General features: G+C 72.8%; 7 protein-coding genes. 2 read left to right on the top strand and 5 right to left on the bottom strand.

What is annotated here, in order from left to right; genetic code table 11:
* Positions 1 to 65 precede the first annotated feature (65 nt).
* Positions 66 to 752: a hemolysin III family protein gene (locus ACIA8F_RS03855; RefSeq protein ID WP_399376535.1), complete on the top strand. Its 687-nt coding sequence runs from the start codon at positions 66 to 68 to the stop codon at positions 750 to 752.
* 98 nt (positions 753 to 850) lie between these two features.
* Here the strand turns inward: ACIA8F_RS03855 and ACIA8F_RS03850 are convergent, their stop codons facing one another.
* The 5 genes from ACIA8F_RS03850 to ACIA8F_RS03830 form a co-directional block, all read right to left on the bottom strand.
* Positions 851 to 3,271, bottom strand: coding sequence for a galactose oxidase-like domain-containing protein (locus tag ACIA8F_RS03850; protein WP_399376534.1), 2,421 nt, complete (start codon positions 3,269 to 3,271; stop codon positions 851 to 853).
* A 58-nt stretch (positions 3,272 to 3,329) separates the two neighbouring features.
* Positions 3,330 to 4,523, bottom strand: coding sequence for a glycosyltransferase (locus ACIA8F_RS03845; protein WP_399376533.1), 1,194 nt, complete (start codon positions 4,521 to 4,523; stop codon positions 3,330 to 3,332).
* 6 nt (positions 4,524 to 4,529) lie between these two features.
* Positions 4,530 to 6,194: an ArnT family glycosyltransferase gene (locus ACIA8F_RS03840; RefSeq protein WP_399376641.1), complete on the bottom strand. Its 1,665-nt coding sequence runs from the start codon at positions 6,192 to 6,194 to the stop codon at positions 4,530 to 4,532.
* 110 nt (positions 6,195 to 6,304) lie between these two features.
* Positions 6,305 to 7,669 carry a glycosyltransferase gene (locus ACIA8F_RS03835; protein ID WP_399376532.1) on the bottom strand — a complete coding sequence of 455 codons (1,365 nt, stop codon included), beginning with the start codon at positions 7,667 to 7,669 and terminating at the stop codon, positions 6,305 to 6,307.
* A 293-nt stretch (positions 7,670 to 7,962) separates the two neighbouring features.
* Complete coding sequence (locus ACIA8F_RS03830; protein ID WP_399376531.1) at positions 7,963 to 10,017, bottom strand: thioredoxin domain-containing protein; 2,055 nt, start codon at positions 10,015 to 10,017, stop codon at positions 7,963 to 7,965.
* Between the two features lie 255 nt (positions 10,018 to 10,272).
* Between ACIA8F_RS03830 and ACIA8F_RS03825 the strand changes: the two genes are divergently transcribed.
* Positions 10,273 to 13,644 (top strand): tetratricopeptide repeat protein, encoded by a 3,372-nt coding sequence (locus ACIA8F_RS03825; protein ID WP_399376530.1) that lies wholly within the window; start codon positions 10,273 to 10,275, stop codon positions 13,642 to 13,644.
* Positions 13,645 to 13,709: the final 65 nt, after the last annotated feature.

Raw genomic sequence — 13,709 nt, 5'->3', positions numbered from 1 at the left:
CTCCGGTCAATCTTCCGTAAAGCGCACTAACGGAAACCTACGCAACCGTAGGTAGCATGTTCGGCATGACTTCCGACGCCGCTGCCGTGGCCGCTCCGATGGTCGAAACCGCCGATCAGGAGACCAAGCCGCTCATGCGCGGCTGGCTCCACACCGGCATGTTCCCCGCCGTGGTGATCGCCGGCCTCGTCCTGATGGCCTTCACCGACTCCACCCGGGCCCGGGTGGCCTGCGGGGTGTACATCCTCACCGCGTGCCTGCTCTTCGGAGTCAGCGCCGTGTACCACCGCGGTACGTGGGGCCCGCGCGGCGAGGCCATCCTCCGGCGGCTCGACCACGCCAACATCTTCCTGATCATCGCGGGCACGTACACCCCGCTGACCGTGCTGCTGCTGCCCGACTCCACCGGGCGAACCCTGCTGTGGGCGGTCTGGATCGCGGCCGCGGCCGGCATCGCCTTCCGCGTCTTCTGGGTCGGCGCCCCGCGCTGGCTCTACACGCCCTGCTACATCGCCATGGGCTGGGCCGCGGTCTTCTTCCTCCCCGACTTCATGCGCACCGGCGGCATCGCCGTCCTGGTCCTGGTCGTCGTCGGCGGCCTCCTCTACAGCGTGGGCGGCGTCATCTACGGCATCAAGCGCCCGAACCCCTCACCGCGCTTCTTCGGCTTCCACGAGGTCTTCCACTCCCTGACCCTGGCCGCCTTCGTCGCCCACTACGTGGGCATCTCGATCGCCGCGTACACCCACTAGGCGGGAGCGACAGCCGGAGCGGGAGCCGGAGCGACAGCCGGAGCGGGAGCGGGGCCCTGCCGCGATGCGCGGTCAGGGCCCCGCCGCGTACCGGACTCCTACGTGCAGGCGTAGCCGTCGCCGTCCGGGTCCAGGCGGAGCGGGTCGCTGCCGTTGACCTTCAGGCGGGCCGGGTACGCGTGGGCGGCCAGCCAGTCGCAGCGGGCCTTCGCCGTCGCCTTCACCTCCGCCGGGAACCGCGTGGGCACGCACACGTTGGCCGTGCCGTAGTGCCGGTCGCAGCCGGCCACGCTCGGGGCCACCGGGGCCGAGTCCCGCTGCGCGGGATTGCGCTTCGGGGCCGCCAGCTCGGCGGCGAAGGTGTGCTCGTGCGCCGTCGGGGGCTCGGCGTCGGCCGCCAGGGCGGAGGGGCCGCCCAGGTGCACCCACTGCGCGATCGACGGGATGCCGTTCGCGTCGACCGCGAAGAGCATGTACCAGCCGGGCGGGGCCAGGTTCGGGTTGCTGGTGACGTTCAGGTCGACGGTGGTGCCGTTGACCACCGTCAGCGGCAGGTCCACGAACCGCTGGTTCGGGTCCGAGGAGTGGGTGACCGCCGCCGGACGGATCAGCTCCGCCTTGGCGACCGCCCGGTTGACGGTGATGCGCTGCGTGTCCCCGTACACCCACTGGTTGTCGATCACCGAAGTGATCTGCGGACGCGCCCCCTTGAAGAGGTACGGCGGGGTGTAGATCGACACGTTGTTGTTGTACGTGCCGTTGCCCGGGTTGTCGCCGACCGACATGACGCGACCGTCCGGCATCAGGAACGACGCCGAGTGGTACGTCCGCGGGATCGGGTCGGTGGCCAGCCCCGGCTGGTAGGTGTTGGTCACCGGGTCGAAGAACGAGGCCTCGTACACCGGGTCGGCCCGGTCGTGCAGGGCGCCGCCGGTCTCCAGCACCTTGCCGTCCGGCAGCAGCACCGCGGACACGTACATCTTGCCCTCGGCGCCGGTCTGCGGGCGCTTGCCCGCGCCCTGGTCGACCTGGCCCTGCGGCAGGTCCGGGCCGGCCGTGTAGGCGGGGCTCGGCTGCTTCAGGTCGATGATGTCGGTGAGCCGGTTCGCCGCCGGGTTGGACTCGTTGTTGCCGCCGCCGATGGTCAGGACCCGCTGGTCCTGCGCCGGGGGCAGCAGCACGCTCGCCGACTCGTCGCGCTGGTCCTTGTTCCGCAGGCCCGGCACGTCGGTGATGGTGTTGGCGGCGTAGTCGTACACGGAGGAGCCGGTGCCCTGGGTTCCGTTGCCGAAGGTGTGGCTGCCCGAGTAGAAGAGCCGGCCGTCCTGCATGAGGATCATCGACGGGTACAGGCCCCAGTACGACCAGGTCTGGTTGACCTCGTTCATCGGCAGCCACTTGTTCTGCGCCGCCGAGAACTTCTCCGCGGTCACGTTGCCCGTGGAGTCCTCCTTCAGCCCGCCGAAGGTGATCACGTCGCCGTTGCCGAGGACGGTCGCCGACGGGTACCAGTGCCCGCCGTTCATGTCGTTCGTCTTCGTGTACTTCTCGGTCGCCGGATCGAAGATGTACGAGTCCTTCAGCCCCTGGTAGCCGATCGTGCCGTCGGCCGAGGGGTAGCCCTTGTTGCCGCTCATCACCAGCACCCGGCCGTCGGCCAGCTGGACGTGGCCGGAGCAGAACATGTCCACGGGCGTCGGGATCGTCTTGAACGAGCCGTTCGCCGGATCGTAGACCGCGGAGGTGAAGGTGCCCGCGTTGAACTGGGCGATGTCGTTGCCCGAGCCCGCGATCAGCAGCACCTTGCCGTTCTTCAGCACGACGGCGTGCATGGAGCGCACCGGGTTCTTGGCGGCGATCACCTGCCACGCGCCCTTCGCGCACTCCGTCGCCGTACCCGTGCAGGTGGGCTGCGGCGGGGTCGCCCCCACCTCCTCCAGCGCGTAGTCGTCGGTGGTGAGCGTGCCCACCCCGTAGACGGACAGGCCCCACACGATCCTGTCGGTGCCCGGCGGGACCGCCGGCGTACGGACCGCCGTGCGCGCCCACGCGGCGCTGACGGGGGGATTCTGCAGATCGGTCCAGTACTGCCAGCCGGCCGTCGTGTCGTGGCGGAACACGGTCACCGACACGTCCGGGGTGTTCGACTTGTACCAGGCCGAGAGGTCGTACTGGCGGCCCGGGACGACCGTCGGGGCGCAGGTGCCGTTCTCGGTGACCAGGGCCTTGCGGTCGCCGTCGACCCGGCGGGTCAGCGAGACCTTCATGGCCTTGGTGCCGGAGTGCGCGTCGGCGACGGTGGCGAAGGTGAAGTCGTTGTCGCCCCAGCCGGACTTCGACCAGCAGGACGGCATGTCGGCGCCGGCCGGGCCGGCCGTCTCGAAACCGGGGTTGGTGAGCAGGTTGGGCGGTCCGGCCGTGGCCTGCTGCGGTGCGGTCAGCAGCAGGCCCGCGATCATCGCCCCGACGGCCGGCAGGGCGGCCCGCCACCTTGCCCTGCGCCGGATCTTCCTCTCCATGGGGAGCATCCCTTCGTGCGGCTCGGCTTACGGCTCGGCCTACGGCTCGCCGTGCGGCTCAACTCGTACGCGTGCGGCCCGTCTTGCGCGGGAGGTAGACGAGGGCCTCCGTCGCCGCGAAGCGCAGGACGAAGGTGGTGACCAGAGCGAGCGCGGTCGCGGACAGCACCCCGAAGCCCCAGGTGCCGACGAACACCGCGATCAGCGGGATCCGCAGCAGCAGATCGGCATTGGCCAGCAGCGTGAAGCGTCCGAGGCGGTCGGCCCAGTGGCGGTGCCGGCGCCGGTCGCGGAACAGCAGGGTCTCGATGAGGAGGAAGTTCCACAGCACCCCGGCCTGGTTCGCCACCACCTCGGCGGCCAGGTAGTTCATGCCGGTGTGCGTGAGCATCCACAGGGCGGCCAGGTTCGGGACGAAGCCGGAGAGCCCGATCAGCCCGAAGCCGATCATGCGGGCCCATGGGGTCGCGGCGCGCAGCGAGGCGAGATGGGTGAGGAAGCGCAGGCCCTCGCGGGCGGTGGACTTCGACTCCCCCGAGAAGCGGTCCTGGAACACGAAGGGCACCTCGGCGACCCGCGCCGGCCGGCACCGCACGGCCAGTTCGAGCAGGATCTTGTAGCCCAGCGGCTTCAGCGCCTCTTCCGTGACCGCCGCGCGGCGCATCGCGAAGAACCCGCTCATCGGATCGCTGATCCCGCGCAGGGCGCGCGGGAAGAGCCCCTTGGTCAGCCAGGTCGCCCCGCGCGAGACGGCGATCCGGTAGCTCCCGGCGAGCCCGGCCCGGCTGCCCCCGGCGATGTAGCGGGAGGCCACGACCAGGTCGGCGCCGGTGCGCGCACCCTCCCCGACCAGCTCTGGGACCAGGTGGGGCGGATGCTGGAGGTCGGCGTCCATGACGACGATCCAGTCGGTGTCCGCCCGCCCGATCCCCGCCACGACGGCCCCGCCGAGCCCGCCGTCGGGGCTTTCCCGGTGCAGGACCTCCACCGGGAAGGCGCAGTTCAGGGCTGCCTGCTCGATGACGGCCGGGGTGTCGTCCGTGGAGTCGTCGACGAACAGCACCGACACGGGCAGGTGCGCGGGCAGCGCGGCGGCCAGCCTGCTCAGCAACTCGGCTATGTTTCCAGCCTCGTTGAAAGTCGGGACGATGAGCGTGATGCTGCCCGGGGCGGGCACCTCGACGGCGCCCTCCGGCAAGTGCGGGGCGCGCGGGGCGTGCGGGGCCGGTGCGGTCCACAGGTCTTCGCTCATGCCGGATCAACTCCCGTTGACGGTGCGGGCCGTGGGGTCGCTGCCGGCCGCGGGATCACTGCCCGCCGCCCGGTCCGTGCGCCGGATCTCGATGCGGTCCTCGCCCTCGCCGAAGACGGCCACCGGCGTCGAATGCTCCAGCGCGGCCTTCACGTTGGGCAGTTGGGCCGCGTCGCGCCGGACCGTGGGCGAGGAGACCACGTAGTCGATGTCCCGCCAGCCGCCCGGCAGGGTCTTGGTGACCGCCGGGTCCAGGTCGGCCTTGTAGAACCAGATGGCGCCCAGCCCCGGGTCGAAGCCGTGGTGGACGGCGTCCAGCCACAGCGCGTCGTCGACCAGCACCCGGGTGGCGGCGGGCTCGCGCACCTCGCGCCCGAGCCAGTCCGCGGCCTGCCGGTACGGGGCGTTCGCGTCGACCGTGAGCGCCGTCCGGTTGCCGTCGTACCAGCGCGGGACGAGGTACACGAGGGCCGAGGCGGCCAGTACGCCGACCAGCGCCCACCGCCCGTAGGCCAGGGCCCGCCGCTCCCCCGGCGCCCGGCGGCGGCGCAGCACGGCGTGGGTGACGCTGGCCGCGCCCCCGGCGAGCACCAGCGCCAGGAAGGGCAGCGCCTGGATCACGTACATCGCCGGCAGGTAGCCGGAGGGCCTCAGCGCGACCAGGCCGAGGATGACCACGGCCAGCGCCGGGCCCGCGAGCGCCCGGGCCGTGACCGACCACCGGATGGTGACGAGGAGCAGCACCGCCCCGGCCAGCCCGCCGAGCGGCAGCACGGTGTCGTAGTACAGCCAGGACTCGAAGACCCCGTGCGAGCCCGAGCCGGGGTCGAGGATGAAGCCGGAGCCGGCCCGGCCCATCTGGTAGACGATTCCGTCGATGAGGGAGACGTGGCCGGAGCCGGGCAGCAGCTCGGCGTTGAGCAGTGCGTACAGGGGGTACGTCACCCCGATGAGCACGCAGGCGGTGACGGCTCCGGTGACGGCGAACTTGCGGGTGTCGCGGTGGCTGTGGCGCCACATGGTCACCAGCAGCGCCGGGAGCACCACCAGCATCGTCTCCTTGGTGAGCACGGCGGTGGCGGCCGCCAGGCCGGAGGCGAAGTGGTGCCACAGGTGGCGGCTGGGGGACGCGGCCAGGCAGAAGGCCAGCAGCATCCACATCACGGCGATGTTGTCGAGGAAGATCTCCCGCTGGAGCACGACGGAGAGCGGGGAGAGCCCGAACAGGCCCATGGCCAGCCCGGCCGCCCACCGCGGCAGCCAGAGCCGGCGCGCGAGCACGTACAGCAGGACCGCACTGGTGGCGGACACGGCGAGCATCGAGAACCGCATCGGCGCGACGGTCATCGTGTCGGGCACGAACAGGGACGGCAGGTACGTCAGGCCCGCTATCTGGATCCAGCCGAGCGGGGGATGGTCGTACCAGTAGGTGTAGTGGGCCAGCCCCTTGCCCTGCTGGACGGCCCACGCCTGCGCGAGGTAGGTGCCCTCGTCGTCGCTGAGGGTGGGGAAGTTCGTGATGTTCCAGCCCTGCACGAGGAGGATCGCGAGCAGCAGCGCACCGCACAGCAGCAGGTCGGGACGGGAGGAACGGAACCGGACGAGCGGCCGGGCCGGCGCGGCCGGGCGGACCCCGAGGCCGCCGGGTCCGCCGGTCCGCCGGCGCGGGATGAGGGCGGCATCGACGGCGGGAGCGGTGGCGGCGGGAGCAGTGATGGTGGTGGCGGGAGCAGTGGCGGTCGAACCGGCCGCGGGATCAGTGGCCGTGGGCAGGGTGGCGGTCACCGGTGGCTGTCCTCTCGGGTGAGGGTCTTCGGGCTGCTCTGACTGCTCTGGCTGCTCTGCGCGGTCGGGCTGTTCTGGCTGCTCTGGCTGCTCTGCGCGGTCGGGACCGCGCCGCCGGACGGGGTCGCGAGGTGGGCTCCGGTGTGGCTGGTGAGCTCCCACTCGTTCCGTCCGCGCTGCTCGCGCCAGACCGCGCGGATCGCGGCGCCGGCCAGCATCACCTGGTAGAACGGGCCGCCGATCACGAGCTTGACGTAGTGCGTGAAGCGCACCCGCAGCCCGTACTGGCGGCCGAAGTCGTGCAGGCCCACCACCTCGAAGACGAAGGTCACCATCGCCGTGATCATCGGCAGGAAGGTGACGATCGCGACGCCCACGGGCACGTCGAGGAAGACGGCGACGGCGAAGTTCACCGGGATGACCACCCCGGACGTGGCCTGCATGAAGGGGGTCATGAGCGTGTAGCGGGCCAGCCAGCGCTGGCCGCGGCCGGGCAGCTGCTGCCAGTCCTTCTTGCGGTAGACCTGGAGGAAGCCCTGGTTCCAGCGGGTGCGCTGCTTGAGCAGGCTCACCAGCGACCCCGGGGTCTCCTCGCGGGTCACCATGTCGGAGTCGTAGGCGACGACCACCTTCTTGCCGACGGAGGACAGCCGTACGCCCAGGTCACAGTCCTCGGCGAGGCAGTTCGGGTCCCAGCCGCCGGCCTCGCGCAGCACCTCGGTGCGCACGAAGACGGTGTTGCCGCCGAGCGGGATGAAGCCCTTCTCCGCGTGCAGGTGCAGCCGGGAGCGGAACCAGAAGAAGTACTCCAGGCAGTTGCGCAGGCTGTACCAGCTGGAGTGGAAGTTGATGAGCTGGACCCCGCCCTGGACCACGTCGGCCCCGGTGGCGCGGAAGGCGTGGTCCACGTGGGACAGCAGCTCGGGATGGACCTGGTCCTCGGCGTCGAAGACCCCGACGATGTCGCCCCGGCAGTGCGGGAGCGCGGTGTTCAGCGCCTTCGGCTTGTTCTTGGCCTCGTGGTGGTCGGTGACGACGCGCACCAGACCGGGCGCACGGGCGGCGGCGCGTTCGGCCACCTCCGCGGTCCCGGGGTCGTCGTGGCCGACGATCACGATGATCTCGTAGTCGCGGTGGCTCGATTCCAGGAGCCGCTCGATGGTGTGCTCCAGGACCGCCTGCTCGTGGCGGGCGGGCAGCAGCAGGGAGAAGGCCAGCCGGCCGCCGCCGTCGGGGCGGTCGAACCGGGTCGAGGCGAGCGTCTCGGGCGTCCGCCACGCGTGCATCTGCCACCAGAGCGTGAACGCCGCCATCCAGAAGAGCGCGAGCGATACGACACAAATGAACACGGATATGAACAAAGCGTCCCCCACAGACGTGCCGCAACCCCCTGCGGCGATCCTTCAACCCCCCGGGGACGGGCGTCGTGCGGCGGGCTCCCCAGCCCGCCGCACTCGCCCCGCCCCCGTTTCCCCCCGCCTGCGCAACCCCCGGTGCGCGCCGCCCCGGCGCGCTCTGGCGCCGACAGTGACTGATCGGTGACTCCGAAGTCATGAGATTAGGCAGCGAACATGACGCTCAGGCGCTTTCGAGATAAAAACCACGTTGCCGAACTGACCTTGATGCAAACGGAATTGACGCTACTCCCCTACTTTCAGGGATGAACCGCACCCAACTGCTCGGCCAGCTCGACCGGATCGGTCGTAGGCCGCGCGCAGACGAAATGTCGACAGACATACGCCGTCGGGAGGTCGCGCACCAGCGTGCGCTCGGCCAGAAGGGGGAACTCCCCGCCGCTGCCGTCCGCCGCCCCAGCCGGACCCGTCGCCACGACCGCCCCCGGAGCCGTCCCCAGCAACGCGACCCGGTGCAGCTCCGCCCGCGCCGGATCCTCCGGATGACCCACCACCGCGACCTCGCGCGGCCCGTCGACCAGCGCTTCCGCGACCGCCAGCCCGTGCCCGATGAAGCGCGGAGCGCGCGGCCCGAGCGCGTGCACCACGGCGAGCGCACGCTCGGCCGCCGTGCGGTGCGCCTGCGAACCGGTGTGCGCCGCGTACGAGAGCAGGGCGCCGGCGGCAGCCGTCCAGCCCGAGGGGGCCGCCGTGTCGGTCGGATCCTGCGGGCGCCTGATCAGCTGCTCGGCGTCGTGCGCGGTGTCGTACAGCGAACCGTCCTCGGCCGTGAACCGGGCCAGGACCAGGTCGACGAGGAACCCGGCGAATTCCAGCCAGACCCCCTCCCCGGTGACGGCCGCCAGCGCGAGGAACCCCTCGGCGACGTCGCCGTAGTCCTCCAGCACCCCGGCGTTCGCCCCGACCCGCCCGTCCTTGCTGGTGCGCGCGAGCCGGGCCATCCCGTCCATGTGCACCCGGACCAGCAGATCGGCGGCCTCGGTGGCCCGCTCGACCAGGTCGGGCCGGCCGAAGAAGGCCCCGCACTCGGCGAGGGCCGCGATGGCCAGCCCGTTCCAGGCCGCCACGATCTTGTCGTCCCGGCCGGGCGCGGGCCGCGCCTGCCGCGCGGCGAGCAGCCGCTCCTTGAAACCGGCGAGCCGCTCCTCGCCGATGTCCGGCCCCTGGGAAGGCAGTTGGAGCACCGACATGCCGTGCTCGAAGGTCCCCTCCTCCGTCACCCCGAAGCAGGCGGCGGCCAGGTCGCCGTCCTCCTCCCCCAGCACCTCGCGCAACTGGGCGGGAGTCCAGGCGTAGTAGACCCCCTCCACGTGCTTGCCCGTCGCCGGATCCTCGCTGTCGGCGTCCAGCGCGGAGGCGAAGCCGCCCTCGTGGGTGCGCAGTTCGCGGACCATGAAGTCGGCGGTCTCCAGGGCGATCCGCCGGGCGAGCTCGTCCCCGGTGGTGCGCCAGAGGTGGGCGTAGACCCGGCAGAGCAGCGCGTTGTCGTAGAGCATCTTCTCGAAGTGCGGCACGACCCACTCCCGGTCCACGGAGTACCGCGCGAACCCGCCGCCGAGCTGGTCGTAGATCCCGCCCCGCGCCATGGCCTCGCAGGTATCGGCCGCCATCTGCAGCGCCCCCTCGGACCCGGTCCGGGCGTGGTGGCGCAGCAGGAACTCCAGCACCATGGACGGCGGGAACTTCGGCGCCCCGCCGAACCCGCCGCGCGTGGCGTCGTACTCCCGCACCAGTCCGAGCAGCGCCTGCGCCAGCTCCTCGGGCCCGGGCGTGCCGGCCTTCCCGTAGTCGAGCTGCCGCCCCGCGAGGTCCCGTACGATCCGCTGCGCGACCTCCGCCACCTCCTCGGGCCGCCCCACCCACGCGGTGCGCACACCTTCGAGCACCTGCATGAAGGAGGGCATCCCGTGCCGGGGCTCGGGCGGGAAGTAGGTCCCGAAGTAGAAGGGCTCGGCGTCGGGCGTCAGGAACACGGTCATGGGCCACCCGCCCTGCCCGGTCGCGGCCTGCACGGCCTCCATGTAGACGGCGTCGATGTCGGGACGCTCTTCCCGGTCGACCTTGACGTTGACGAAGTGCTCGTTGAGGTAGGCCGCGGCCAGCTCGTCCTCGAAGGACTCGTGCGCCATGACATGGCACCAGTGGCAGCTCGAATAGCCGACGCTGAGCATCACCGGCACCCCGCGCTCCCGCGCCTCCGCGAAGGCCTCCGGGGACCAGGGCCACCAGTCGACGGGGTTGTCGGCGTGCTGGAGCAGGTACGGGGAGGTCTCGTTCGCGAGGCGGTTCGACATGGGGCCAAATCTATTCGCAGCCGGTCCCCCGGGCGACCCGCCACGTCGCTCACCCGATCCGGCCACCCCCGCCCGATCCGGACACTCGGCGGCGGCTCCGCGCTGCCGGCCCCGGGAGCACGGGTGTACATCGATGCACGGTGTTGGCCGCAGGACAGCCAACTCCCTCTGAACTAGCTCAGATTCCCTCGCGCTCGCGACCGTACCGGCGGACACTTGTGGCACGGTGCCGGAGCTCTCTGAGGGGGATTGCCGATGCGGGACAGTCATCGCGGTGAGGCCGAGCGGCTGCTGGGGCGGGCGGTGGAGGAGGAGTCCCGGCGGGGGGCGGGCGGGGCTGCCGGGACTCCCGAGGCCAAGGCGGCGCTGCTGGCGCGCGGCGGGCAGGCGCTGGACTCGCTCGCGGCGAGCGCGGCCGCCGAGTACGAGGCCTATGCGCACGCACTGGACGAGGCGGCGGCCGGGGACGAGTCGCTCGGCGAGGCCTTCCGGCGGGCGAATACCTCGACGGCGGTGCTGGTCACCGGAGTTGCCGCTGCCGCCGCGGTCATCGCCGACCTGGCCTTCGGCGTGGCCGCCGGTGCGGCGCTGACCGCCGGCGCGGTCGCGGGCGTGGCCGGAGCGACGGCGACGGTGGTCAAGGTGACGGCCCTGCACCTGCCCGCGGCGAACCGCCGCGCCGGGGAGCTGGGCCGGCCGGGCGGCGCCGAGCAGCTCAGGCTCCAGTGGCTGACGGCGCTGGAGGTGCGCGGGATACGCCCCTTCCTGGAGCAGCAGCGCAAGGTGGCGGCGGCGCTGCAGGCCCCGGCCAAGGTGAACGGGACCGGCGGCAGCAGCGGCTCCGCCCTTCAGCTGCGCGGGGCCAATCGCAGCGCCGAGGCGCGCCGGCGGGCGATGCTGGAGCAGTCCTTCGGTCAACTACCCGCGCTGGAGGGTGCGTTCGTCGGTCGTCGGGCGGAGCTGGCCCGGATCGCGCAATGGGTGCAGAGCGCCCGGGCGAGCACCGAGACCCGCCCGGTGGTCGTGGTGCTGCACGGGGAGCCCGGGGTGGGCCGCACCACGCTGGCGCTGCATGCCGCGCAGGCGCTGCGGGACCAGTTCCGGGGTGCCTGTGTGGTGGACCTGCGCGGCGGGGGCGCCTCGGAGAGCCCGCTGCCCACACGTGAGGCGCTGCTGCACCTGATGAACCGGCTCGGGGCGCCGCGCGAGCAGTTGCTGTTCCGCGAGGGTTCCTCGGCGGAGCAGCAGGTGCGCAGGCTGGGCGAGTTGTACCACCAGCACGTGCAGGGCACTCCGGTGGCGGTGGTCCTGGACGATGCCGTGGACGCCGCGCAGGTACGGATGCTCGTGCCCGAGCGTTCCGAGAGCCTGGTCCTGGTCACGGCCCGGGAGCCGCTGGAGCTGCCCCCCGAGCTGGCGGCCTGGGTGTACCAGCTGCCGGTGACCCGGCTGGCGGAGGAGGCCGGCGCGGAGCTGGTCCGGGCGGCGGCCGCGGACGCCTCGGGGACCGGGACGGCAGGGCCGGGCACGGGAAGGGCCACGGGCACAGGCACGGGCACGGCCCCCGCAGCCTCGGGAGCCGCAGCCGCAGCTGCCGCCGGCGCCGGCGCCGGTACGGAACCACGCCCCGGCGGCGCCGCGCCCGCAGCCGCGTACCCGCGGGAGACCGTGCGTGCGCTGCTCGCGCTCGGCGCCGGCCTGCCGCTGGCGCTGCGCGTGCTGGCCCCCCTCGGGGACGTCGGGGAGGCTCCGGAGGCGGGCGGCTCGCTGGACGCCGCCCTGGACCTGGCGTACGCGGCCCTGCCCGAGGAGCGGCGCCGGCTGCTGCGCCGCCTGACGCTGGCCGGCCGGGCCTCGCTGGGGGCGGCGGCCGCGGCGGCGCTGATCGACGCGGACCAGGCGGAGGCGGGGCGGCTGCTGCGCGAGCTGGCGCGGGCGGGGCTGCTGGACCACGTGCGCGGGGACCGGTTCCGGATGCACGACGCGGTGCGCGCGTACGCGGCGGCGCGCCTCGCCCGGGACGAGGACCGGGCCGACGCCTCGGCGGCGCACGAGCGGCTGATCCGTACGTACGCCCAGCTCGCGGACTCGGTGATCCGGATGGTCGACGGGAAGATGTCCACGCGGGCGAACGCCCTGTCGAAGGCGAGCACGGTCGGCGGGCACGGGTTCGCCTCCCTGGACGCGGCCCTGCGCTGGCTGGACGACGAGTCGAGCTTCATCACGGCGGCGCTGCGGCACTCGGAGGGCGTGGACCAGCAGGCGGTACTGGACCTCCTGGGCGCGCTCTGCGACTTCTGCCTGCTGCGCGGCGACCTGTACCGGCTCGGGGAGATCAACGAGCTCACGCAGGCCGTCGACCAGGGCCTGCTGGTGCGCTCGGTGCAGTGGCGCACGGGCATCGCGGCCCGCCAGCTCGGCGAGCTCGACAAGTCCCGCACCACCCTGACCTCGCTGGTCGACCAGTACAAGGAGGCCCGCCAGGAGGCCGGCGCGGGCATGGCCCTGGTCTCCCTGGGCATCACCCTGCACCACCAGGGCAACCTCCCCGAGGCCTCGGCCCGCATCCGGGAGGCGCTGGTGCTCCAGGCCTCCGACGAGCTGGCGGGCGACCGGGCCTGGGGCCTGCACGCCCTGGGCGCGGTGGAACGCGACCGCGCCCACCTCGCCGAGGCGCTGCGGCTGCTGCGCGAATCCCTCGTCCTGCACCGCGAGAGCGAGAGCGTGCACGGCGAGGCCTGGGCGCACCTGCAGCTCGGCCAGGTGTACCTGCGCCTGGGCGAGGTACCGCGCGCGGAGGCGGAGCTGCGCCTGGCGCTGGAGCTGTACGGGCGCACGCGCGACGACCGGGGCCAGGCGTGGGCGCTGACCCAGCTCGGCCGGGCCCGGGTGGTCGACGGGGATCCGGGGCCGGCCCTGGAGCGGCTGCGGGACGCACTGGCCCGGCACCGGGAGTCGGAGGACGCGCGCGGCGAGGCCTGGACGCTGTACTACCTGGGCCAGGCGCTGGAGGAGGCCGGGGAGCGGGACCGGGCGGTGCGGGAGCTGGAACGGGCCCGCACGATGTTCTCCCGGATGCGGGACGTGTACGGGCTGGCGCACGCCCGCCACCACTCGGGCCGGGTCACCCGCGACCAGCGGGCGACGCAGACGGGGAACCTGAAGAACTCCGGCTTCGCCCGCCAGCTGCTGGTGGACGCGCGGGCGGACTTCCGGCGGATCGGGCTGGCCCACGGGGAGGCGTGGACCTGCCTGGAGCTGGCGGTGGTGGACGCGGGCAACGGGCGGACCGCGCAGGCGCTGGACCTCTGCGAGGAGGCGGTGCGGCTGTTCATCTCCTACGGGGACCGGCGCGGGGAGGACTGGGCGCGCTTCCTGCGCTGCACGCTCCTGCCGTACGCGGTCCCGGCGGCCGCGGACGAGGCGCGGACGGAGCTGGCGCGGCTGGCGGCGGCCCCGCACCCGATGCGGGACGGGCGGCTGGAGGACTGCCTGGAGTCCTACACGGTGATCCTGGCGCGCGGGGTGGACCCGGCGGAGGGCTGGCAGGCGTGGCGGCTGTCGCTCGTACCGAACCTGCACTCGCGGGAGATCATGGGCGTCCCGGTGCCGCTGCCATCGGTGTAGGGGCGTGCGGAGACCCGCCGTCCGGCTCTTGCGGCCGGGCGGCGGCGCTCACCACACCTGCGGCC

It is taken from the genome of Streptomyces sp. NPDC051563 (assembly GCF_044454225.1).
GTDB lineage: Bacteria > Actinomycetota > Actinomycetes > Streptomycetales > Streptomycetaceae > Streptomyces.
The sequence above is the reverse complement of the archived record's forward strand: the minus strand, read 5'-3'. Positions and strand labels throughout refer to the sequence as shown.